The sequence below is a fragment of the Geodermatophilus sp. URMC 65 genome (assembly GCF_053502545.1).
In genome coordinates this window covers 3059196-3081410 of sequence record NZ_CP199954.1, presented here as the reverse complement: position 1 = coordinate 3081410, position 22215 = coordinate 3059196, and the positions used below count along the sequence as shown (strand labels likewise).

Sequence of the window (22215 nt, the reverse complement as noted above, 5' to 3'; positions counted from 1 at the left end):
GACCTACCCTCGGGCCATGTCCTCGACGACGTCGCGTACCGCCCGGCTGGCTGCCGGAGCCCTCGCCGGTGGCCTCACGCTGCTGCCGCTGACCGCTTGCTCGTTCGGCTCGGACACCCTCTCCTGCAGCACCAGCGAGTGCTCGGTGACGCTGACCGGCAGTGACGCCCAGGTCGAGATCCTCGGGACGACGCTGTCCTTCGGCGGCGTCCAGGACGGCCGGGCCACCCTCAGCGTGGGCAACGCCAGCGTGTCCTGCGCCCAGGGCGAGACCGTGAACGCCGGCCCGCTGTCGCTGACCTGCACCACCGTCGAGGCCGACTCGGTGGAGCTGACCGCGTCGCTGGGCTGACGAAGGACCCTGCTGCGGGGCCCGCCGCGAGCCTGGCGACGGAGTGGAACGGCCACCCTTCAGGGGCCCGCACCGAGCCTGCGAGGCGCGGGGGAGGGGTGGTCCTTGTGCTAGCCGAGGTCGGCGACCTCGACGACCACCCGGGTGGGGTCCTCGAGCGCGTACACCCGGAACGGCGCCTCGCCCGTCGTCCCGACGACCGCCACCGAGGTGCCCTCGAAGGTCGCGTCCCAGGCGACCTCGGTGACCGTCTGCGTGCCGTTGCCCGGCAGCGGGTCCGGGCCGGCCCACTCCTCGACGCCGGTGTCGAACGGGTAGCCCGCGCCGGTGATCGTCACCTGCAGGACGGCCTCGCCCGCGACCTCGACCGGGTCACCCGTGCCCTGCGAGTGGGCCTGGTCGACGTAGCGGACGTCCCAGCCCGGCGTGCCGGTGCCGCCCAGCTCGAGGACGACCCGGTCGTAGCCGTCCTGCCGGCCGGTGCGGATCTCCTTCACGGTGACCTGGGCGTCGGCCGACGCCTCCCGCGTGGCGGGCTGGGTGTCCCCCTCGAACGAGGGCGCGTCGGCGCTCGTCTCCGCCGCCTCGGCGGTGGTCGGCACGGGGGATGCGCTGCTCGGGGAGGACGCCTCCCCCGTGCTGGCGGACGGCGACGTGGCGGGGTCGCCGCTGCCGCAGGCGGCCAGCAGGGCGGCGGCGAGCAGCAGGGACGGGCAGACGGGGGCGCGGCGGATCACCCGCTGAGCGTGACAGCCGGCAGGCGCTGCACCCGCGAGCACGCCGCCCGTGTCGCACCGCGCCCCGACCCGGACCACCCCTCCGCTCCTGTTGATCATGGAGCTGTCGCAGGCGACACGCGGCGACACGCCGACCGGGGCGGCAACAGGCCCATGATCACCGCCGGTGGGGGCCCCACCGGCGGACCGCCCGGGAGGGCGTGGCGAGGGACACGGGCCCCCCGCGTCGGGGCGCTCCGCCGAGCATGTAGAGTTCTCGCTGCCCCCGGCGAACACGAGCCCCCATCGTCTAGCGGTCCAGGACGCCGCCCTTTCAAGGCGGTAGCACGGGTTCGAACCCCGTTGGGGGCACGGCAGTACCAGCAAGGCCCTGTAGCGCAGTTGGTTAGCGCGCCGCCCTGTCACGGCGGAGGTCGCGGGTTCGAGTCCCGTCAGGGTCGCTCTCCGGTGGAGACACCGGGAGGGGCAGGTAGCTCAGTCGGTACGAGCGCTCGCCTGAAAAGCGAGAGGTCGGCGGTTCGACCCCGCCCCTGCCCACACCATCCTCCTGCTGCCCCGCCGCTCCGGCCGGGCAGACTGCCGCGGTGACCCCGCTCCCCGCCACGCTCCCCACGGGCGGCACGACCGTCGGCCTGCGCCGCGCGACCGCGGAGGACGTCCCCGCCCTCGTGGCCCTGCTGACCGACGACCCGCTCGGCCGCGACCGCGAGTCCCCCGACCTCGCGCCCTACCGGCGGGCCTTCGCCGCCGTCGACGCCGACCCCGCCCAGCTGCTGCTCGCCCTCACGCAGGGCCCGGAGGTCGTCGGCACCGCCCAGCTCACCGAGATCCCCGGCCTGTCCCGGGGCGGGACGACGCGGCTGCAGGTCGAGGCGGTGCGGGTGCGGGCCGACCTGCGCGGGCAGGGCGTCGGCGCGGCGCTGCTCACCTGGGCCGTCGAGGAGGCCCGCCGGCGCGGCTGCGGGCTGGTCCAGCTCACCACCGACACCCGCCGCCCGGAGGCGCACCGCTTCTACGAGCGGCTCGGGTTCACCGCCTCGCACGTCGGGTTCGAGCTGCAGCTCTGACCGGCCTCAGCGGGTGCGGTCGGCGACGACCTGGGCGTACACCTGCGCGTGCACGGCCCGGACGGCGGCCCGCTGCTCGGCCCGCCACCCCCGGTCGGCCGGCCGCGGCGCCGGCCGGGTGAGCGCCGCGGCGACGGCGGCGTCCAGGGACACCGGGTCCAGGCCGCGCTCCTCGTCGTTGTCGTAGGGGACGACGTCGGACCACTGGTCGGCGAACCACCCGCAGCTGGGCGCCACCACCCGCGTGCCGACGTCGCGGCAGACCTCCAGCTCGCGCGAGTGGGTGCCGCAGGACTGGGGCAGGACGACGGCGTGCAGCTCCTGCAGCTGCGCGGCCCACGAGTCGACCTTCCGCGGCAGGAACTCCAGGCTGTCCCCGGCGGCGAAGACCGGTGGCGGCTCCACGCCGTCGTCGAGGAACACACGCAGCCGCCCACCGCCGTTGACGGCGCCGGACAGCGCGGCCTGGACCAGCATCGCCGGGTCGGGCAGGGCCGGGCAACGCCCCGTGAGCGCCAGGCCGACCAGACCCCGCTCGGCGCCCAGCCCGGGCACCGGCTCGGCGATCGAGGGGTGCGCCACGACGATCGCCGTCCGGCCGAACCGCGCGCCGATCTCGTCGGCCGCCCCGGGGGTCAGCGTGAGCACCACCTCGGCCGTCGCCAGCAGCGCCTGCAGGTGGGCGTCGTGACGACGCCGGGTCGGCTGCTCGGGGTCCCGCAGCTCGTGCACGGTCAGCACCAGCGGGACGCCGGTGCGCCGGACCGTCTCCACCCAGCTGACCACCTCGTCCTCGGGCAGGTGACCGTAACCCGAGTGCAGGTGCACCACGTCGACGCCGTCGGCGTGGGCCGCGAGGTAGGCCGGATCCAGCCACGGGCTGGGGCCCTGCTCCGGGCCCACCCGGACGACCCCCTCCGGCAGGACGGCGTCGACGTAGGGGTCGGCGTACGGGATGGTCACCAGCCGGGTCCCGGCAGCTGCCGAGGGGTCGGCGTCGTTCACGCGGTGCTTCTCCTCCTACCGCCGCGCACTGCACGGGCAGGAGCGCCGACTGTGGACCGAGACGGACGGGTATCGGTCGTACTACCCGCCGGTACTCCGTCCAACCGAGTGGTGACCGGCAGTACCCGAACGGGGGTCAGGCGAAGTCGGCCGGGGTGAACTCCCGGCGCTCGACGAGCACCAGCCAGTTGCCGGACACGTCGCGCATCACGGCCTCGACGCCGTAGGGACGGTCCGCCGGCTCCTGCAGGAAGGTCACGCCCTTGGCCGACAGCTCCTCGTACGTCCTCCGGCAGTCGTCGACCGCCAGGCCCAGCCCGCCCATGGAGCCCTTCTCCAGCTGGCCGCGGACGAAGGCGGCGGCGTCCTCGTCCAGCGGCGGGCCAGGGGTCATCAGGGTGACCTCGAGCTCGGGCTGGCTGGGGTGCGCGATGGTGACCCAGCGGAACCCCTCGCCCATGGTGATGTCGGTGCGCGCCTCGAAGCCGAGGACGTCGACGTAGAACTCCTTGGCCCGGTCCTGGTCGAGGCAGTAGACGGTGACCAGGGAGATGTTGGTGATCATGGCGCCGACCCTACGGCCGGCGACCGGCGCCGGGCTTCTCCCCGATTGCTCGGCCCGGACCGGTCGTCCCGCCGAGGTCGACCACGCCGCGCACGAACAGGAAGCAGCCGGGCACGTGCGGCGCACCGCGGGCGGCCCAGCGGTCCCGGTAGGCGACCGGCGACTCCCCGGTCAGCGCCCGGAAGCGGGTGGAGAAGGAGCCGAGACTCGCGTAGCCCACCGCCGTGCAGACCTCGGTCACGGTCAGGTTGGCCGAGCGGAGCAGGTCCTGGGCCCGCTCGATCCGCCGCCGGGTGAGGTAGCGGATCGGCGTCTCCCCGAAGGCAGCCTCGAAGGAGCGGACGAAGTGGTACTTCGAGACCCCGGCCACCCGCGCCAGCCGGTCGAGGTCCAGGTCGTCGGCGAAGTGCCGGTCGACGTGGTCGCGCGCCCGGCGCAGGTGCACCGTCAGGTCGGGCGAGCGCCCGCGGGCCGCCGTCGCCGTCACGCCTTCCGACCCGCCTGCGCGGCCGCGTAGGCGGGTGCGCGGAACCGGGCCATCGGCCCGTCCGGGACCAGGCCCGGCGGCGGGTGGCGGACGGCGTCGAAGCGGAGGTCGGGGTCGACCTCGGGCACCGGGGCGAGCAGCCGCAACCAGGCGAACGGCTGCCAGTCCCCCGCCCCGCGCGCCGCGGCCAGCGTGAAGGCGAGCCGGCCGCTGCGGGCTGCTGCGGCGACCGGCCCGGGCTCCGCGGTCACCGGCGCGGCCCCGGGCTCGGGCAGCGCCGCCAGGAACACCGGCCCCGCCGCGGTCCGGTAGCCCATGATCGAGCAGTAGACCGCCGCGGCGTCCCGCCGGGGCACGGGCACCCAGCGGGTGAGCCGGCCCCGTCCGGTCGTGGAGAGGAGCAGGTCCACGGGGCCGTCCGGACCCGGGAGCCGGACGGCGAGGCCCAGCAGGTCCGGCAGCGGCGTGGGCAGCCCCGCACCGCGGGAGAGCCGGACCAGCGCCGCCTCGTCCCCGCTGCCGGCCAGCCAGGGCACGCGCCACCCGGCCGGCCCGCCGGTGCGCTCCAGCACGGCGTCGAGCACCGTGCCGCGCGGGTGCATCGGCTTGCCGCGGCGCCAGCGGGCGAGCGCTCCCAGCGGGACGGCGACGGCGCGGCCGGCGGTCCGGGGCAGGTCGGTCACGGGCGTCCTCCTGTCGTCGGGTGGGACCCCCCTTACCCAGCGGGGGAGGAGGCCCCATACCCGGGATGCCGAGCCCGCGTCCAACCGGAGCGATCCGCCCGGGGCGGGTGTGACGGGTGCGACCGGCTCGTCAGATCCTGTCCGACGTCGCGGCGCACTCCGGTGGAGATCCGCCACGTGACACAGAACGCTCGTGCAATTACGTTCGGTGCGTGCTCACGACGTTCCTGGTGATCGCTGGTGTCCTCCTCGGACTCGTCGGCCTGCTCGCCCTGATCGTGAGCCTGAGCGCCCGCCCGGCCACCCGTCCCTCCGGCGGGTGGGTCACCGACACCGGCCGCCGGCACCCCGACGCCTGGTCCGCGCCGGCGAACCCCGCGACCTCGGAGCTCCCCACCGCCCGCTGAGGCCCCCTGATCCGCCGTCCCGGCGGCTGCGCACGGCGCGCCGCCGGGACGTGTCGTCCACCGCGCTCGTCCGGGTGTCCTCGACCGTCGCCGTGCGCGATGATCCCCGGCACGGCGTCGCGCTCCTCCGCACGCCGGGGACGAGCGGGGCGAGGCGACATGACACCGTCACACAGGTCAGGCTTCTCCCAGCGACGGCTGCACGCGCTCGGCCGTCTGCTGCTGGCCCTCCCTCTGGCCGGCGCGCTGCTCGCCGCGCTGCTGGTCCCCTGGGTGGTGGGGCCGGGGCTGGTCGCCAGCTCCTCGGCGCGGCTGCTGGCCCCGTTGCCGGTCGAGCTGACCGACGCCACGCCGCCGGGCAACACCGTCGTCCTGGCCGCCGACGGGTCGGTGATCACCTACTTCTACCGGAACAACCGGACGCCGGTCGGCGCGGACCGGATCGCCGACGTCATGGAGCAGGCGCTGGTCGACATCGAGGACGAGCGCTTCTACGAGCACAACGGCCTGGACGTCCAGGGCACGCTGCGGGCGCTCGCGCGCAACCTGAGTTCCGGCGACGTCGAGGAGGGCGGCTCGACGATCACCCAGCAGCTGGTCAAGCAGACCCTGCTGCAGACCGCCGTCACCCCCGAGGACCGGCAGGCGGCCACCGAGCAGACGGTGGGCCGCAAGTTGCGCGAGGCGCGGCTGGCCCTGGCGCTGGAGGAGACCTATCCCAAGGAGGAGATCCTCACCCGGTACCTGAACACCGTGTACTTCGGCGAGGGCGCCTACGGCGTGCAGGCCGCGGCGCAGGCCTACTTCGGCGTCGACGCCGCCGACCTCACCCTCCCGCAGGCGGCGATGTTGGCCGGCCTGGTGCAGACGCCGACGTCCGACAGCCCGCTGGCCGACCCCGAGAAGGCACGGGAGCGGCGCAACGTGGTGCTCGAGCGGATGCACGCCCAGGGCCACATCAGCGACGCGCAGCTGGCCGAGGTCTCGGCGCAGCCGGTGGAGGCCGACCCGGCGCCGCCCCCGCCCAACGGCTGCGCCGACAGCGCCGTCCTCGGCGGGTTCTTCTGCGACCTCCTGCAGAAGCACCTCACCGGCACCCTGGGGATGACCCAGGAACAGCTGGAGGACGGCGGGCTGACCATCCGCACCACGATGCGGGCCGACCTGCAGCGCTCCGCCGACGCCGCCGTGCTGGCCACCCAGCCGATGGGCGACCCCGTGGCCGCCATGTTCACCGCGGTCGAGCCGGGCACGGGCAACGTGCTGGCGATGAGCGCGAACCGGGTCTTCGGCTTCGACGCCGACGACCCGGCGCAGTCCTCGGTCAACCTCAACGTGGTCGCCAGCAAGGGCTCGGGCTCCACCTACAAGGTCTTCGTCGCCACCGCGGCCCTGGAGCGCGGCTTCCCGCCCACGCACACGATCACCACGAGCGACCCCTACACCTCGCGCGTGTACCGCAACGGGCTCGACCCGTACACGGTCGGCAACGTCGAAGGCACGTTCCCGCCGACGCTGACCATGCACGAGGCACTGGTCCGCTCCTCGAACACCTACTTCGTGGCCCTGGAGGACGACCTGGGCAGCGTGGAGGGGCCGGTGCGGGTGGCACAGCGGCTGGGCCTGACCTCGCTCGACCCGGTGGCCGACCAGGTGATCGCCCAGAACCGCGGCTCGTTCACCCTCGGCCCGGAGGCGACCAGCCCGCTCGCGCTGGCCAGCGCCTACTCGACGCTCGCCGCCAACGGCACCCGGTGCACCCCGGTCCCGGTCGTGGAGGTGCTCGACCGGGACGGGCGGCCGCTGACCCGCGAGGACGGCACACCTCTGGGTACCGGCGCCTCCTGCACGCCGGAGGTGGTGTCGCCGCAGATCGCCACGACGGTGAACCAGATGATGGTCGGCGGCTCCTCGCTGCCCTACGGCACGGGCCGGCGGGCCGCGATCCCCGGCCACCAGATCGCCACCAAGACCGGCACCGCCCAGGACCGCGCGTCGGTGTCGTTCGTCGGCTCCACGCCGCGGTACACCGCCAGCGTCATGCTGTTCAACCCCACGGCGAACGTGGACGTCGGCGGGTTCGGCGGCAGCCGCGGCGGGCAGATCTGGCACGACGCGTTCCTGCCGGTCCTGTCGGCCGAGGAGCCGGTGTTCTTCCCGCCGCCGGGCATCGCGCTCCCGCCGCTGCCGGGCCAGTGAGCGACGGCCCCGTCCAGGCACCGCCCCCAGCCTGATCGGCCCCGTCCCGGGTCCCGGCCTGAGCCTGCGAGGGCCGGGGAGGACGGGGTCCTCATCCGGTCATCAGCTCCGCGGCGCGCTCGCCGATCGCCACGGCCGTCGCCGCCGGCCCGCGCGAGGTCACCGTGGGCATGACCGAGGTGTCGACCACCCGCAGCCCCTCGACCCCGCGGACCCGCAGGTGCTGGTCGACCACCGCACCGGGGTCGGAGTCCGGGCCCATCCGCGCCGTCCCGGCCAGGTGGACGGCGGTGGCCAGCGAGCGCCGGATCCAGCGGTCCAGTTCCCGGTCGCAGGTCAGGACGTCGTCGGGCAGCCCGGTCCGCTCGGCGACCAGCGGGGCCATCGCCGTCGTCCGCAGCAGCTCGGCCGCCAGCCGCACGCCCTGCCGCATCCGCCGCCGGTCGGAGTCGGTGGAGAGGTACCGGTAGTCCAGCCGCGGCTGCACGCCCGGGTCGGGACTGGTCAGGGTGAGCCGGCCGCGGCTGTCCTCCCGCTGCAGCCCGACGCCGAGGAACAGGTCGTCGCGGCGCCGGGCGGTGTCGAGCAGCCGGTGCAACGAGGCGCCGCGCAGCGCCCTCAGCGTGGCCCCCGGCCGACGCAGCACCCGGGCCACGCCCGCCGACGTGCGGGGCACCATGACCCGGCTGAACGGCTTGAGCCAGGGCAGCACCTCGAGGTCGCCGGGCACCGCGGCGCCGTCGGAGGTGGTGTTGAGGACGCCGTGCAGCGGGTGCAGGTCGCGCGGCATCGGCAGCCGCCGGGCCGGCCGCCAGGTGACGTAGACGTCGGGGTGGTCGGTGTAGTCCGCGCCCACGCCGGGGACGTCGGCCACCACGTCGAGGCCCAGCGCGCGCAGGTCGTCGGCCGGGCCGATGCCGGAGAGCAGCAGCAGCTGCGGCGACCCGACGGCGCCGGCCGCCAGCACCACCTCGCCGGCCCGCACCACGCCCTCCGTCGTCTCGACCCCCACCGCACGGCCGCCCTCGACGACCACCCGGCGCACGGGCACGTCGCCGCGCACGGTCAGCCCGGGGTGCCCGCGGCGCGGGGTGAGGTAGGCCATGGCGGTGTTCACCCGCACGCCGTCGGCCACGTTGAGCGGCACCGGCCCCCAGCCGGGCGGCCCGTCGGCGTTCTTGTCCGGCTCGTCGGGGGCGCCGAGCTCCGCGGCCGCCGCCCCGAGCGCGTCGGCGAGCGGGTGCCCGTCCGGAGGCCGCCGGACCGGCACCGGCCCGTGGGCGCCGTGGCCGGGCCGGTCGCCGTACTCGCGGTCGGCCTCCAGCCGCACGAACGAGGGCAGGACGGCGTCGTAGGACCACAGGTCGTTGCCCGCGGCGGCCCAGCCGTCGAGGTCGGCGCGGGTGCCACGGACGAAGTAGCCGCCGTTGAGCGCGCTGGACCCGCCGGCAACCCGCCCGCGCGGCACCGGGAAGGTCACCTCCTCGGTCAGCACGCCGGTGAGGTCCCAGTTCGCCGGGTGCCCGGGGACGGCGGCGGCCATCCGGGCGGCGTCGCGCAGGTCGGCCGGGAACTCCACGTGGTCCGCGCCGGCCTCCAGGACCAGCACCCGCCGTCCGGCGTCGGCCAGCCGCGCCGCGAGCGGGGCGCCGGACGTGCCGGCCCCCACCACGACGACGTCCCAGTCCGAGGTCACAGCGGGAGGACCTGCGGCAGGTCCAGCCGGCGCACCTTGCCGGTCGAGGTACGCGGCAGCTCACCGACCGGGTGCAGGCTCCTGGGCCGCTTGGCGGGAGCCAGCCGCTCGCGGGCCCAGCCGGCCAGCTCGGCCGGGTCGGCGTCGCCCACGTAGGCGGCGACCACCCGTTGGCCCCACTCCGCGTCGGGCACGCCCACGACCGCGCTCTCCACGACGCCCGGGTGCGCGTCGAGCACCGCCTCGACCTCGGCCGGGTAGACGTTCACACCGCCGGAGATGACCAGGTCCTCGCGGCGGCCGTCGAGCCAGACGGTGCCGTCGTCGTCCACCCGGCCCAGGTCGCCGGCCGTCACGCGGTCCCCGCGCCAGGCCGCGGCGGTCTTCTCCGGCGCCCGCCAGTACTCGAAGCGCGCCCAGCGCGGCACGGCGCACCACAGCTGGCCGCGCTCGTCGCTCTCCAGCCGCCGTCCCGGGCGGGCCCGGCCGACGCTGCCCGGGTGCGCCAGCCAGTCCTCCGGCGAGCAGACGGTGAACTGCGCCTCGGTCGAGCCGTAGAACTCCCACACGCTGTCCTCGGGCGCCGCCGCCAGCACCGCTCGTTTGAGCGGCTCGGGGCAGGGCGCGCCGGCGTGCACCAGCCGCCGGAACGAGGACCAGTCCACGTCGTCGCGGGCGAGCAGCCGCTGCAGGTGGGTGGGCACGCAGAAGGTGGTCGTCGGTCGCAGCGTGGTGATCGCCTCCGCCGCTCGGCCGACGTCGAACGGGCCGGGCAGCAGCACCTCGCCGCCGGCCAGCAGCGTGTGGACGGCGAAGCGCAGCGGCGCGGAGTGGTGCAGCGGGGAGAGCAGCAGGTACCGGTCGTGGGGGTCGAAGCCCCAGAGGTCGATCTCCTCGGCAGCCAGCGCGCGGGCGTCGTCCTCGGCCAGGACGCCGGACCACACACCCTTGCGGCGGCCGGTGGTCCCCGAGGTGTAGTGCATCGGCCGGGCCAGCGGGACGTCGGCGAGCTCGCTCTCGTCGTCCCCTGCCAGCAGCCGCTCGGGCTCGGCGCCGACGTCCAGCCCGGGGTCGGCGTCCTCGGCCAGCGCGGCGCGCTCGGCCGCGGGCAGCGCGGGGTCGAGCACCACGGGCACGACGCCGCAGCGCAGCGCGCCCAGCACGACGGCGAGCAGCGCCGGCGAGGCCGCCGCGGACACCAGCAGCCGGTCGCCCGGACCCAGCCCGGCCGCCCGCAGCGCCGCCGCGGCGCGCCGCTGGTCGCGCTCGCTGTCCGCCGCCCGGACGACCGGGACGTCCCTCACGGCAACCGCACCCGGTCGCCGTCGAGCACCACGTGACCCTCGGCGGCCAGCTTGGCCAGCGTCGCGCGCGTCGACTGGGCCGCCGCCGGCCACACCTCCCGCGGCACCTCGGCGTACACGTCGGCCACCAGCTCGTCGACCGTCCCGGCACCCCGCACCATCGCCGCGAGCAGCTGCTGCTCCCGGAACGCCCGGTGGGCCAGGTAGAAGTCCAGGACCGCGCCCGGGTCCTCGGTCAGCTCCGGCCCGTGCCCGCAGTACAGCGCGCTCGGGCCGAGGTCGTGCACCCGGCGCAGCGAGGCCAGGTAGGCCAGCACGTCACCCTCCGGGTGGGTCACCACCGACGTCCCGCGGCCCAGCACGTGGTCGCCGACGAGGACCGCGCCGGACTCCAACCGGAAGGCCACGTGGTCGCCGGTGTGCCCGGGCGTGGGGACGACGCCGAGCGTCGTCCCGGCCAGCGCCAGGCGCTCCCCCGGCTCCAGCACCCGGCCGTCGGGCCCGGCGACGCGGGCGTCGGCGGCCGCCACCTGCGCGCCGAGCCGCGCGCTCCACGGCAGCGCCGCCTCCGCGTGGTCGCCGTGGTGGTGGGTGACCAGGACGGCGACGCAGCGGGCGTCCCGCGCGGTCAGCGCCGCCTCGACCGCGGCCAGGTGCGCCGGGTCGTCGGGCCCCGGGTCGACCAGCACGGCCTGCCCGCTGCCCGGGGCCCCGACCAGGTAGGTGTTGGTGCCGTCCAGCGTCATCGGCGAGGGGTTGGGCGCCAGCACCCGGGTGACCAGCGGCTCGAGGTCCGCCGTCCGCGGCATCGCCCCCGGGGCCGGGAGGTCCCAGGTGGCGCGAGGGTCGACCGGGGTTCTCACGTCGGGCACGGTAGCCGCGCCCGACGCACCCCGGCGCACGCGGCAACTACCGTCGGGCCCATGCGCTCCCCCGCCCCGCTGCTCCGCTCGGCCCTCGCCGGTGCCGTCGCCGTCGTCCTGCTCACCGCCTGCGGCGGGTCGGGGGACGACGAGCCGGCCGCCGCGCCGAGCACCTCGGCCCCGGCGGCCTCGTCGTCCGCACCCTCGAGCGGGCCGGCCCCCGACCCGGCCGCCGAGGGGTTCTGCGGGCAGATGACCACCGCCTTCACCGAGGTGCAGGGCAGCCTCGCGGCGGCCACCCCGCAGGACGTCGCAGCCCGGCTGCCGGAGGCCGTCGCCCGGCTGGAGCAGGTCCAGGCGCCCGCGGACATCGCCGGCGACTGGACCGCGCTGCTCGACGGGCTGCGCCGGCTCTCCGACACCGCCGGCACGCTCGACCTGGGCACCCCGGAGGGTCAGCAGGCCTACGCCGACGCGTCGACCCAGATCGGCCAGGAGCTCCGCCCGGCGGAGACGGCACTCACCGACTACGTCGCCGCCAACTGCGGCCTCACCTCGGCGTCACCCACGTCCTGACCGGCCCCGAGGCGTGGCCCGGGCCCGGTCCCGGGCCTGGTGACGGGCTGGAACGGCCACCCTTCAGGGGCCCGCGGCGAGCCTGCGAGGCGTGGGGGGAAGGGTGGTCCTTCCTCTAACAGCCGCTGATGGACACCCCGCGCCCGCGCAGCCACGGCACCGGGTCGACCTGGCCGCCGTACATCGCACCGGAGGGGTGCACCTCGAAGTGCAGGTGCGGGCCGGTGGACTGGCCGCGGTTGCCGACCTCCGCGATCAGCTCGCCGGCCACCACCCGCTCGCCGGCGCGGACGAAGTACTGGTTGACGTGGCCGTACACGGTGACCGCGCCGTCGTCGCCGCGGATGTAGACGGCGAAGCCGAAGCCGGTGGCCGTCCCGGCCCGCGCCACGACGCCGGAGTGGGCCGCGTAGATCGGTGTCCCGATGGGCGCGGCGATGTCCACACCGCCGTGCAGGGCGCCCCAGCGCGAGCCGAAGCAGCTGGAGGTGCGGCCGGAGGTCGGCTTGACGTAGGGGCCGGAGCCGCCCGAGCTGGCCGCGGCGCTGGTCGTGGACCCGGAGCCCTGGCTGCGGGCGGCGGCGCGGGCCGCGGCGGCCGCGGCGGCGGCCTCCTCCTCGGCGCGGCGGGCGGCTGCGGCGGCAGCGGCCTCCTCGGCCGCCTTCTGCTCCTGCCAGGCCTGGTAGGCGTCGCGGGCGCCCTGCAGGCGCAGCAGCTCGACCTCGGCGGCCTGCAGCTGCTGCTCGTAGGCGGCCTTCTGCGCGGTGACCTGGTCGTAGGCGGCGCGCTGGGCGGCCAGCTGCTGGTCGGCGTTGGCCTTGGCGGCGGCCGCGGCGGCCTCGGCCTCGGCCGTCCGGTCGCGGGCAGCGCGGGCCGCGGAGTCGGCGTTGGCCTGCTGCACGCGGGCGACCTCGAGCTGGCCGAGGACGTCGAGGTGGTTGGCGGAGACGTAGTCGAGCATCGCGGCCCGCTCGATCAGGTCGGCGGGCCCCTCCGCGTCGAGCAGGGCCGCGGCGGTGGAGAGGGTGTTGCCGCTCATGTAGCTGTCGCGGGAGAACCCGGCGATGCGGGCCATGGCGGCATCGACGGCCTCGGTGGCGGCCTGCAGCTCCGCTGCCGTCCGCTCGGCCTCGGTCTGCGCCTCCAGGAGGGCCTCCTCGGCGGCGAGGTAGGCGGCACCGGCGGCCTCGGCCTGGACGGCGTAGCCCTCGAGCTGGGACTGGGCCTGGGCGACCAGGGCGCTGATCCGGCCGACCTCGGCCGCGGCGGCGTCCTGCGCCGACTGCGCCTGCCCGATCTGCTCGTCGGAGGGGTTGGGCGGCGGCGGCGTCGGGGCGGCCCCGGCGGGGGCGGCCCCGGTCAGCACCACCGTGCCGGCCACCACGCCGACCAGCAGGCTGCGCACGATCCCGGGGCGCGAGCGGTGCGCCCGGACCGTGGCGGTCCCGGACGTGCGCCGGCGAGGGCGGCTGTGCGGCATGTCGCTCCCTGGGGAAGAGGAGTGCGTCGGGGGGCGGCCGCAGCGTGACAGCGTCACACCGGTCTCGGAAGTCTCCACGCGGCACGGCCGTCACACCGGGCACACGGGACACCTGCCCCACTCCTGTCACATCTCTTCTCGTCACCCGGACGGGTGAGCTTGAGGGCTGGGCGCGGATTTCTCGTCCGCGGCCGCTCGCGCCCGGTCGCGAGCGGCTCGGGTCCGGCGCCGCCGGCCATGACCTGGGTCGACTCCCCCACGCTGACCTCGCCCTTCCCGGAGTCGCCAGGACCGCAGCCGCGGCCGCGCAGGAGGGAGCGGCCGCCGACGGGGTGGGCGTACAGCGGGTCGTGTGTGACCAAGACCACACCGGCGCCGCGGAGGACCGTGCCCCGTGCCGGGCACCCGGTCGGGCGAGCGACGCCGTCCTAGGCTCGTTCCGTGGACGTACTCGGCTCCGGTCACGAACAGGTCGTCTTCTGCTCCGACCCGGCCTCCGGGCTGCGGGCGGTCATCGCGATCCACTCCACGGCGCTGGGGCCGGCGCTCGGCGGGACCCGCTTCCACCCCTATGCCGACGAGGACGCCGCGGTCGCCGACGCCCTGGCGCTGTCCCGGGCGATGACCTACAAGAACAGCCTGGCCGGGCTGGACCTCGGCGGCGGCAAGGCCGTCATCATCGGCGACCCGCACACCGACAAGACCGAGGCGCTGCTGCGCGCCTACGGCCGGTTCGTGGAGTCGCTGGGCGGGCGCTACCTGACCGCCTGCGACGTGGGCACCTACAACGCCGACCTCGACGTCGTCGCCCGGGAGACCCGTTTCGCGCACGGCCGGTCGCTGGCCTACGGCGGCTGCGGGGACTCCTCGGTGCTCACCGCGTACGGCGTCTTCCAGGGGATGCGGGCGGCCGCCCAGCACCGCTGGGGCAAGCCGTCGCTGGCCGGGCGCACCGTCGGGGTGGCCGGCGTCGGCAAGGTCGGCAGCTGGCTGGTCGACCGGCTGGTGGAGGACGGCGCCGACGTCGTCGTCACCGACGTCGACGCCGGCGCGGTCGAGCGCGTGCTGGCCCGCCACCCCGCGGTCGACGCCGTCGCCGACACCGCGACCCTGGTGCGGACGCCGACCGACGTCTACGCCCCCTGTGCGCTCGGCCGCGCCCTGGACGACGAGACGGTCGCGGTGCTCGAGGCCGAGATCGTCTGCGGCGGGGCCAACAACCAGCTCGCGCACGAGGGGATCGCCGCCGAGCTCATGCGCCGCGGGATCCTCTACGCGCCGGACTACCTGGTGAACGCCGGCGGGGTGATCCAGGTCGAGGACGAGCGGCACGGCTTGCCGGGCTTGCTGCCGGTCATCAGCGGCGCACAGGCGGGCTTCTCGTTCGAGCGGGCCAAGCTGCGGACGGAGGGCATCTTCGACACCACCCTGCGGGTCCTGCAGGCCGCTGACGACGCCGGGGTGTCTCCTGCGGTCATGGCCGACCGGATGGCCGAGGAGCGCATGGCGAGCGTCGGTCGCCTGGCGACCCTGCGGCTCCAGCGCGGCTGGTGACGCGGCTCCACCGGCTGTCCACGTCAGTGATCTCGTGCGCGCGGGGCGGAAGCGGCCCACGACGGGAGCGGCATCACCACCGGACAGCGCCTTGATCCCGCTGCAGTCCCAGCCGCACCCGTCGGCACCGACCCGCTCGAGGTGTTCGCGTGCTACTCGTGCCCCGTCGCAGCCGACCCGGCCACCGGGACGTCGGGCACCGTCGGCAGCGGCAACGTCCCCCGTGCATCCGCACCCGAGAACGGCCGCACCTCATCGGTCACGTCCCCGCACACCCGACCCGCGTTCAGACACCCCTCCACCAACGTCTGCATCTCCCCCGGGTCCCACGCCAGGATCGCGTCCGCGTGCAGCCCGTACGGCGACAGCCCGCCCTCGAACCCCATCCCCTCGTACGTCGACCCCTCCGCGTAAGAGGACTCCAGCGACAGCTGCGGGATCGCCACCGGATGCGACGCCGGGCACTCACCGCCCCGCGGATACGCCATGTGCGCCACCCTCTCCAGCCACAGGTTCACCCCGTCCCAGCACTGCGGGAACTCGACGTCCGACCGCAGGAACTCCCCCGGCTCACAATCGACCGCGGTGTCGTGGACGGAGTTCACCAGCGCATACGACGTCCCCAAGCACAGGTAGTTGACGTCGAGCGGTTGCCGCGACGTCGCCATCGGATCCCCCGCCACCAGACGCAGACCGAACGGCGCCGGCTCGATGAGCTGCGGGTCCACCTCACCCGCCCGGTAGTAGGCGCGGAACGACTCCGGCACCACCGGCTGACCGGCCTCATCCACCAACGTCGGCTGCCAGTACGCCGACCGGTCCGCCGAGTCCTTGCACCCCGAGCCCTCCGCGAACAACTGGCCGGCCGTCGACGACGCGTGCACCGCCGGGTTCCCCCCGAACGTGTGCAGATGAGGCCACGACCCGCCCGGGTTCAGGATCGGGTCGATGTGCGCGGTGCCCACCTGGTCGCACTCCACGATCCAGTGCACGTCGACCGGCGCGGCCCGCACGGCGGACCCATCCGGGACGGGGGTCATCGCCGCCGCCCCCACGAACACCGCCGCCACCGACGCAGTCACACGGCCCCACATCACCGCCCGCCCTCGTCACCGAGCCCCGGGCGCGCGTCCTGCAGGACCAACTCCCGCTCTCGCTCCCGCTGCTGCCCGGTCCTCGGCACCCGCCCGCTCCTCACGCCCCTGTCCCGACACCACACACTCCAGCCGGCCCGGCAACCCACACCGCAGCTCCCGGCAGCCCTCCCGCCACCGCCACGGCCCCCGCCACAACGGCACGAGCAACGAGCCCCCGCACCTCCGCTCCCCGACCCAGCGCAGCGCCCCGCCGAACGCGGGACTCGCAACCGAGGGTGCCACCGGCAACCCGCCGGTGGCTGTGTCCCGACCCCGGACGTGGCAATAGCCGATCTTGACCGGTGGGAGGGGAGCGATCGCCCGGGGCCGGGGACAGAGGGCGCTCACCGGGGCGTAGGTGGCACCTCCCGGTTCCGTGACCCCGTGATCGTCGCGGGCGGCATCGTCGACGTCGCGCTCCGGGTGTTCCGGGCCGCCGACGAGGACGGCGTCTCCCTCGCCGTGGCCGCCGACCGCCTCGCCGGGGAGCGCATCGCGTCGGCCGGCCGGCCACCCTCGCTTCCAGCGCCGAGGGGTCCGGGGCCGTTCGCCTCTCGCCCGGCGCCGAGCCGGCTCGGACACTGCCGTCTGCGGGGGCCGACGGAGGAGTCGAGGAGGTCGTCATGGGACAGGCGCGCGAGACCATGGACCGCATCACCACGGCCATCGTGGGTGGGGACCGCGATGCCCTCCGGCAGGAGTACGCCGACGATGCCGTCGGCGAGGCACCCGACGCCGGCCGGCTCGACGGCGGGGACGCGATCGTCGAGTACGTGATGTCGTTCCGCCGGGCCTTCCCCGACCTGTCGTGGGAGGCCAGGGCCACCTTCGAGAACGCCGACAGCGCGCTGGACGAGGGCTGGCTCGTCGGCACCCACACCGAGACGCTCAGCTCCCCCGAGGGCGACCTGCCACCCACCGGCAGGCCCCTGCGGCTGCGGGAGTGCGACGTCATCACGGTCCGGGACGGCAGGGCCGTGTCCCACCGCTTCCACTACGACCGGCTGGACCTCGCGTCCCAGCTCGGCCTGACGGAGTCCGGCACGGCCGCCGTCCCCGAACCCCGGACCGGTCCCGACCAGGTGTCGGAGACCGTGATCCCGTGATCCCGGCCCGTCGTACGGCGCGGGGTGGCAGTGGCCAGGGGCCCCGGTCGGGCGACAGCGGGGGGAGACCCGTGCCGGTCGCCGATCCGTGTCGTAAGCTCGGTCGAGACAGAGACACTCAGTCGGGGTCGCCACGCGGGCCGTCCAGCCCGGAGCTGGGCTCCCGTACTCCGTAACGAGGGGGTCGAGCCGATGGGGCGCGGCCGAGCGAAGGCCAAGCAGACACGCGTGGCCCGTGAGCTCAAGTACAGCTCACCGAACACCGACCTCTCCGCGTTGCAGCGCGAGCTGGCCGGTTCACCGACGTCGTCGTACACCGCGCCGTCGCGGGCGGGCAGCGACGACGACGAGGACGACGAGTACACCGACCGCTGGGCGGACGACGACACGGACGACGACTGGGCCGCCAGCCGCTGACCAGCGTCTGACCGGCGCGGGCCGACCCGACGACACCGCCGCTCCCACCGGGAGCTGCGGTGTCGTCGCGCGCCGTGGGCCGGGGCCCGACGGTCAGCGGTAGCTGCCGACCAGCCGCGCGGCCGCGTCGCCCGTCCGGGCGCCCACGGTGCCGGCGACCCAGGCGGGCACGCCCCGCTCGCCCAACAGCGCCACCACGTCGTCGGCGACGTCCGGGGCCACCGCGGCGACCATGCCGACGCCGCAGTTGAACGCCCGCTCGGCCTCCGCCCGCGGCACACCGTGCTCCTCGAGCAGCGAGACGGCAGCCGGCACCCCCCAGGTGGCGCGGTCCAGCACGGCCTCCAGCCCGTCCGGGACGACCCGGGCGGTGTTGCCGGCCAGCCCGCCACCGGTGATGTGCGCGTAGGCGTGCACGGCCTCGACGCCGAAGCGCTGCACCAGCGCCAGGCAGTCCAGCGCGTAGATGCGGGTCGGCTCGAGCAGCACCTCGCCCAGCGGGCGGTCCAGCCCGGCCGGCGTGGCGGCCAGGTCGAGCCCGGCGGCGGCGACCACCCGGCGCACCAGCGAGTAGCCGTTGGAGTGGAAGCCGGACGACGCCATCGCGACGACCGCGTCGCCGTCCCGGACCCGCTCGGGCCCCAGCACCGCGTCGGCCTCCACGACCCCCACGGCCGTGGCGGCCAGGTCGTAGTCGTCGGGCGCCATCAGGTCACCGTGCTCGGCGGTCTCCCCGCCGACCAGCGCTGCCCCGGCAAGCCGGCAGCCGGTCGCGATGCCGGTGACGATCGCGGCGATCCGCTCCGGCACGACCCGCCCGCAGGCGACGTAGTCCTGCAGGAACAGCGGCTCGGCGCCGCAGGCGACCAGGTCGTCGACGACCATCGCGACCAGGTCGATGCCGACGGTGTCGTGCCGGTCCAGCTGCCGGGCGAGAGCGATCTTGGTGCCGACGCCGTCGGTGGAGGAGGCCAGCAGCGGCCTGCGGTACCTCGCTGTGTCCAGCGCGAACAACCCGGCGAAGCCGCCGAGGCCGCCGACGACCTCGGGCCGGTTGGTGCCCTCCACCGCCGTCCGCATCAGGGTGACGGCCCGCTCGCCGGCGTCGATGTCGACGCCGGAGGCGGCATAGGTGAACTCGGGCCCGCTGTCGCTCACGGTCGGGTCAGGGCGTCGTCCGCACCACCGGGCACGGCGGCGCTGCCGGCCTGCTGACCGGTCCACCCGGTCACCGCGCGGTCCTGGTCGACCCGGCGGCCGATGCCCTCGAGCAGGTGCTTGCCGAGCAGCTCGCTCTCCGCCAGCGGGATCGGGTACTCGCCGGTGAAGCACGCGGTGCACAGCCGGTTGACCGGCTGCTCGGTGGCCGCGATGAGCCCCTGCTCGGAGACGTAGCCCAGCGAGTCGGCGTTGATCGAGGCGCGCACGCCGTCGACGTCGAGGCCGTTGGCGATCAGTTCCGCCCGGCTGGCGAAGTCGATGCCGTAGAAGCACGGCCACTTGACCGGCGGCGAGGAGATCCGCACGTGCACCTCGACCGCGCCGGCCTCGCGCAGCATGCGGATCAGCGCGCGCTGGGTGTTGCCGCGCACGATCGAGTCGTCGACGACGACCAGCCGCTTGCCGCGGATGACGTCGCGCAGCGGGTTGAGCTTGAGCCGGATGCCCAGCTGCCGGATGGTCTGGCTGGGCTGGATGAAGGTCCGTCCGACGTAGGAGTTCTTCACCAGGCCGATGCCGTAGGGGATGCCGGAGGCCTCGGCGTAACCGACGGCGGCGGGGGTGCCCGACTCCGGCACGGAGATGACCAGGTCGGCGTCGGCCGGGTGCTCCTTGGCCAGCCGGCGGCCGATCTCGACCCGGGCGGCGTGCACGCCGCGGCCGCCGATCGTCGTGTCCGGCCGGGCCAGGTACACGTACTCGAAGACGCAGCCCTTGGGCTCGGCCGGGGCGAAGTGCTGGCTGCGCAGGCCGTCCTCGTCGATGGCGATCAGCTCGCCGGGCTCCACCTCGCGGACGACGGAGGCGCCGACGATGTCGAGCGCCGCGGTCTCGCTGGCGACCACCCAGCCCCGCTCCAGCCGGCCGAGCACCAGCGGCCGCACGCCCTGCGGGTCGCGGGCGGCGTAGAGGGTGTTCTCGTCCATGAAGGTGAAGCTGAAGGCGCCGCGCAGCTGGGGCAGCACCTCCATCGCGGCGGCCTCGACCGAGAGGTCCTGGTGGGCGGCGATCAGCGCGGTGACCAGGTCGGAGTCGGTCGTGGAGGTGAAGGCGCCCGGCACACCGGCGTCGGCGGCGCGGCCGGCCAGCTCGGCGGTGTTCACCAGGTTCCCGTTGTGGCACAGCGCCAGCCCGGTGCCGGCGTCCGTCGTCCGGAAGGTGGGCTGGGCGTTCTCCCACGTGGAGGCGCCCGTCGTCGAGTACCGGGTGTGCCCGACGGCGAGGTGGCCGTGCAGGCTGCCCAGGGTCGCCTCGTCGAAGACCTGGCTGACCAGTCCCAGGTCCTTGTAGACGACGACCGAGGCGCCGTCGGAGACGGCGATGCCCGCCGCCTCCTGGCCGCGGTGCTGCAGGGCGTAGAGACCGAAGTAGGTCAGCTTGGCGACCTCCTCCCCCGGCGCCCAGACACCGAAGACGCCACACGCGTCCTGGGGTCCGGGGGAATGGGGGTCGAGGTCGTGCGTCAGCCGTCCGTCACCGCGAGGCACGCCCCTACGGTACCGGCGTCGCGCGGGTGTGCCGGGCGGGGCGGGGTGGTCCTGACCACCCCGCCCGGCCGGGACTGCGGCCCCCTCCAGGGCGCCGTCCCGAGCGTGCGTGGGTGGGGTGGAGGGGGGCCTTCTCTAGTGGATGTGCCCGATCTCGGCCGAGATCGTGGTGTCGTCGCCGTGGCCGGTCCTGACGACGGTGTCGCCGTGCAGGGACATCAGCCGCGACCGGATGGAGTTGAGGATCGTGGGCTTGTCGCTGTAGGACCGCCCGGTGGCGCCCGGCCCGCCGTGGAACAGCGTGTCCCCGGTGAAGACGGTGGCCAGGTCCGGTGCGTGCAGGCAGGTGCTGCCCGGCGAGTGGCCCGGCGTGTGCAGCGCGGTCAGCGTCGTCCCGGCGACGGTGAACCGGGTGCCCTCGACCAGGTCCTCGTCCGGGGCCGTGTCGGGGTGCACGACGTCCCACAGCATCCGGTCCTGGGGGTTGAACCAGATCGGCGCGCCGGTGGCCTCGCGCAGCGCCACGGCGGCGGTGATGTGGTCGTTGTGCCCGTGGGTCAGCACGATGGCGGTCACCCGGCGGCCGCCGATCGCGTCGAGGATCGGGGCGGCGTCGTGCGGCGCGTCGATGACGAGCACCTCGTCGTCGTCGCCGACCAGCCAGACGTTGTTGTCGACGTCGAAGTCCTGCCCGTCGAGGCTGAAGACGCCGGAGACGACGGTCTTGTCGACCCGCGCGGTCACTTGAACACCACCACCGAGCGCAGCACGTCGCCGTGGTGCATCTTCTCGAAGGCGGACTCGACGTCGTCGATGCCGATGGTCTCGGAGACGAAGGCGTCGAGGTCGAAGCGGCCCTGCAGGTACAGGTCGATCAGCATCGGGAAGTCGCGCGAGGGCAGGCAGTCGCCGTACCAGGAGGACTTCGTCGCACCACCGCGGCCGAAGACCTCGATCAGCGGCAGCTCGATCTTCATGTCCGGCGTGGGCACACCCACCAGCACCACGCGGCCGGCCAGGTCACGGGCGTAGAACGCCTGCTCGAACACCGCCGGGTGACCCACCGCATCGATCGCCACGTCCACACCGAACCCGCCGGTGTGGCCCTTGATGGCCTCGACGGCGTCGGTGTTCCTGCTGTTTACGGTGTGGGTGGCGCCGAACTTCCTGGCCCACTCCAGCTTCCGGTCGTCGATGTCGACGGCGATGATCGTCGTCGCGCCGGCCAGCTTCGCCCCGGCGATCGCGGCGTCCCCGACGCCGCCGCAGCCGAACACGGCCACGCTCTCCCCGCGCTTGACGCCACCGGTGTTGATCGCCGCCCCGACGCCGGCCATGACGCCACAGCCCAGCAGCCCGGCGGCGGTGGCGGGCGCCTCGGGGTTCACCTTGGTGCACTGGCCGGAGTGGACCAGCGTCTTCTCGACGAACGCGCCGATGCCCAGCGCCGGCGACAGCTCGGTGCCGTCCTTCAGCGTCATCTTCTGCGTCGCGTTGTGGGTGTCGAAGCAGTACTGCAGCTCGCCCTTGAGACAGGCCCGGCACTGCCCGCAGACCGCCCGCCAGTTCAGGATCACGAAGTCGCCGACCGCCACGTTGGTGACGCCCGCACCGACCGCGGAGACGACGCCGGCAGCCTCGTGGCCGAGCAGGAACGGGAACTCGTCGTTGATCCCGCCCTCGCGGTAGTGCAGGTCGGTGTGGCAGACCCCGCACGCCTGGATGTCGACGACCGCCTCACCCGGGCCGGGGTCGGGGACGACGATCGTCTCGACGGTGACCGGTGCTCCCTTGCTGCGGGCGACGACGCCCTTCACCTCGTAGGCCATGCCCGGAGCCTATGCCTCGTCCGGGGGACGGTTGGGTCGCCCGC

The 22215-nt window shown here is 75.1% G+C and carries 22 protein-coding genes and 3 tRNA genes; 11 read left to right on the top strand and 14 right to left on the bottom strand.

Annotated features, from left to right (window positions below):
• Positions 1-16 precede the first annotated feature (16 nt).
• Positions 17-352, top strand: coding sequence for a hypothetical protein (locus ACWIX7_RS14965; protein WP_448617239.1), 336 nt, complete (start codon positions 17-19; stop codon positions 350-352).
• 110 nt (positions 353-462) lie between these two features.
• On the opposite strand, the gene ACWIX7_RS14960 is transcribed toward ACWIX7_RS14965, so the two are convergent.
• Positions 463-1089: an AMIN-like domain-containing (lipo)protein gene (locus ACWIX7_RS14960; RefSeq protein WP_448617238.1), complete on the bottom strand. Its 627-nt coding sequence runs from the start codon at positions 1087-1089 to the stop codon at positions 463-465.
• A gap of 278 nt (positions 1090-1367) precedes the next feature.
• On the opposite strand from ACWIX7_RS14960, the gene ACWIX7_RS14955 reads away from it, so the two are divergent.
• The 4 genes from ACWIX7_RS14955 to ACWIX7_RS14940 all read left to right on the top strand — a co-directional run bounded on the left by ACWIX7_RS14955 (position 1368) and on the right by ACWIX7_RS14940 (position 2156).
• Positions 1368-1440, top strand: a tRNA-Glu gene (locus ACWIX7_RS14955).
• Positions 1441-1455: 15 nt separating this feature from the next.
• A tRNA-Asp gene (locus ACWIX7_RS14950) sits at positions 1456-1529 on the top strand.
• Between the two features lie 23 nt (positions 1530-1552).
• Positions 1553-1626 (top strand) — tRNA-Phe (locus tag ACWIX7_RS14945).
• Between the two features lie 47 nt (positions 1627-1673).
• Complete coding sequence (locus tag ACWIX7_RS14940) at positions 1674-2156, top strand: N-acetyltransferase family protein (RefSeq protein ID WP_448617237.1); 483 nt, start codon at positions 1674-1676, stop codon at positions 2154-2156.
• Positions 2157-2162: 6 nt separating this feature from the next.
• Here the strand turns inward: ACWIX7_RS14940 and ACWIX7_RS14935 are convergent, their stop codons facing one another.
• From ACWIX7_RS14935 to ACWIX7_RS14920, 4 genes are all read right to left on the bottom strand, one after another.
• Complete coding sequence (locus tag ACWIX7_RS14935; protein WP_448617236.1) at positions 2163-3161, bottom strand: glycosyltransferase; 999 nt, start codon at positions 3159-3161, stop codon at positions 2163-2165.
• Positions 3162-3297: 136 nt separating this feature from the next.
• On the bottom strand, positions 3298-3726 hold the full coding sequence (locus tag ACWIX7_RS14930; protein ID WP_448617235.1) for a VOC family protein: 429 nt from the start codon (positions 3724-3726) through the stop codon (positions 3298-3300).
• Positions 3727-3736: 10 nt separating this feature from the next.
• Complete coding sequence (locus tag ACWIX7_RS14925) at positions 3737-4213, bottom strand: helix-turn-helix domain-containing protein (RefSeq protein WP_448617234.1); 477 nt, start codon at positions 4211-4213, stop codon at positions 3737-3739.
• Positions 4210-4896 carry a phosphodiesterase gene (locus ACWIX7_RS14920; RefSeq protein WP_448617233.1) on the bottom strand — a complete coding sequence of 229 codons (687 nt, stop codon included), beginning with the start codon at positions 4894-4896 and terminating at the stop codon, positions 4210-4212. The genes ACWIX7_RS14925 and ACWIX7_RS14920 overlap by 4 nt, the downstream gene beginning before the upstream one ends.
• A gap of 212 nt (positions 4897-5108) precedes the next feature.
• Between ACWIX7_RS14920 and ACWIX7_RS14915 the strand changes: the two genes are divergently transcribed.
• Both ACWIX7_RS14915 and ACWIX7_RS14910 read left to right on the top strand, forming a co-directional pair.
• Positions 5109-5303, top strand: coding sequence for a hypothetical protein (locus ACWIX7_RS14915; RefSeq protein WP_448617232.1), 195 nt, complete (start codon positions 5109-5111; stop codon positions 5301-5303).
• Positions 5304-5462: 159 nt separating this feature from the next.
• Complete coding sequence (locus tag ACWIX7_RS14910) at positions 5463-7502, top strand: transglycosylase domain-containing protein (RefSeq protein ID WP_448617231.1); 2040 nt, start codon at positions 5463-5465, stop codon at positions 7500-7502.
• A 91-nt stretch (positions 7503-7593) separates the two neighbouring features.
• On the opposite strand, the gene mftG is transcribed toward ACWIX7_RS14910, so the two are convergent.
• The 3 genes from mftG to ACWIX7_RS14895 are packed head-to-tail and all read right to left on the bottom strand — an operon-like array spanning position 7594 to position 11365.
• Entirely contained in the window at positions 7594-9198 is a 1605-nt protein-coding gene (gene mftG, locus ACWIX7_RS14905) for a mycofactocin dehydrogenase MftG (RefSeq protein WP_448617230.1), read from the bottom strand.
• On the bottom strand, positions 9195-10502 hold the full coding sequence (locus tag ACWIX7_RS14900; RefSeq protein ID WP_448617229.1) for a class I adenylate-forming enzyme family protein: 1308 nt from the start codon (positions 10500-10502) through the stop codon (positions 9195-9197). Before ACWIX7_RS14900 ends, mftG begins: the two co-directional genes overlap by 4 nt.
• Entirely contained in the window at positions 10499-11365 is an 867-nt protein-coding gene (locus tag ACWIX7_RS14895; protein WP_448617228.1) for an MBL fold metallo-hydrolase, read from the bottom strand. Before ACWIX7_RS14895 ends, ACWIX7_RS14900 begins: the two co-directional genes overlap by 4 nt.
• A 60-nt stretch (positions 11366-11425) precedes the next feature.
• Between ACWIX7_RS14895 and ACWIX7_RS14890 the strand changes: the two genes are divergently transcribed.
• The gene (locus tag ACWIX7_RS14890; protein WP_448617227.1) at positions 11426-11941 is read left to right on the top strand and encodes a hypothetical protein; all 516 of its coding nucleotides are present in this window, start codon (positions 11426-11428) and stop codon (positions 11939-11941) included.
• A gap of 115 nt (positions 11942-12056) precedes the next feature.
• Here ACWIX7_RS14890 and ACWIX7_RS14885 read toward each other — a convergent pair whose 3' ends face one another.
• On the bottom strand, positions 12057-13421 hold the full coding sequence (locus ACWIX7_RS14885) for a M23 family metallopeptidase (protein ID WP_448617226.1): 1365 nt from the start codon (positions 13419-13421) through the stop codon (positions 12057-12059).
• Between the two features lie 441 nt (positions 13422-13862).
• Here ACWIX7_RS14885 and ACWIX7_RS14880 point away from each other — a divergent pair, with 441 nt between their 5' ends.
• A complete protein-coding gene (locus ACWIX7_RS14880) occupies positions 13863-14975 on the top strand; it encodes a Leu/Phe/Val dehydrogenase (RefSeq protein WP_448617225.1) in 1113 nt (370 codons plus the stop codon).
• A 152-nt stretch (positions 14976-15127) separates the two neighbouring features.
• Here ACWIX7_RS14880 and ACWIX7_RS14875 read toward each other — a convergent pair whose 3' ends face one another.
• Entirely contained in the window at positions 15128-16057 is a 930-nt protein-coding gene (locus tag ACWIX7_RS14875; RefSeq protein ID WP_448617224.1) for a DUF1996 domain-containing protein, read from the bottom strand.
• A 677-nt stretch (positions 16058-16734) separates the two neighbouring features.
• On the opposite strand from ACWIX7_RS14875, the gene ACWIX7_RS14870 reads away from it, so the two are divergent.
• Positions 16735-17217, top strand: a complete 483-nt coding sequence (locus ACWIX7_RS14870; protein WP_448617223.1) for an ester cyclase — start codon at positions 16735-16737, stop codon at positions 17215-17217.
• 192 nt (positions 17218-17409) lie between these two features.
• Entirely contained in the window at positions 17410-17634 is a 225-nt protein-coding gene (locus tag ACWIX7_RS14865; protein ID WP_448617222.1) for a DUF3073 domain-containing protein, read from the top strand.
• 93 nt (positions 17635-17727) lie between these two features.
• Here the strand turns inward: ACWIX7_RS14865 and purM are convergent, their stop codons facing one another.
• The 4 genes from purM to ACWIX7_RS14845 all read right to left on the bottom strand — a co-directional run bounded on the left by purM (position 17728) and on the right by ACWIX7_RS14845 (position 22171).
• Positions 17728-18792 (bottom strand): phosphoribosylformylglycinamidine cyclo-ligase, encoded by a 1065-nt coding sequence (gene purM, locus ACWIX7_RS14860; protein ID WP_448617221.1) that lies wholly within the window; start codon positions 18790-18792, stop codon positions 17728-17730.
• Complete coding sequence (purF, locus tag ACWIX7_RS14855) at positions 18789-20342, bottom strand: amidophosphoribosyltransferase (protein WP_448617220.1); 1554 nt, start codon at positions 20340-20342, stop codon at positions 18789-18791. Before purF ends, purM begins: the two co-directional genes overlap by 4 nt.
• Positions 20343-20477: 135 nt before the next feature.
• On the bottom strand, positions 20478-21086 hold the full coding sequence (locus ACWIX7_RS14850) for an MBL fold metallo-hydrolase (RefSeq protein WP_448617219.1): 609 nt from the start codon (positions 21084-21086) through the stop codon (positions 20478-20480).
• Positions 21083-22171 (bottom strand): S-(hydroxymethyl)mycothiol dehydrogenase, encoded by a 1089-nt coding sequence (locus tag ACWIX7_RS14845; RefSeq protein ID WP_448617218.1) that lies wholly within the window; start codon positions 22169-22171, stop codon positions 21083-21085. The genes ACWIX7_RS14850 and ACWIX7_RS14845 overlap by 4 nt, the downstream gene beginning before the upstream one ends.
• Positions 22172-22215: the final 44 nt, after the last annotated feature.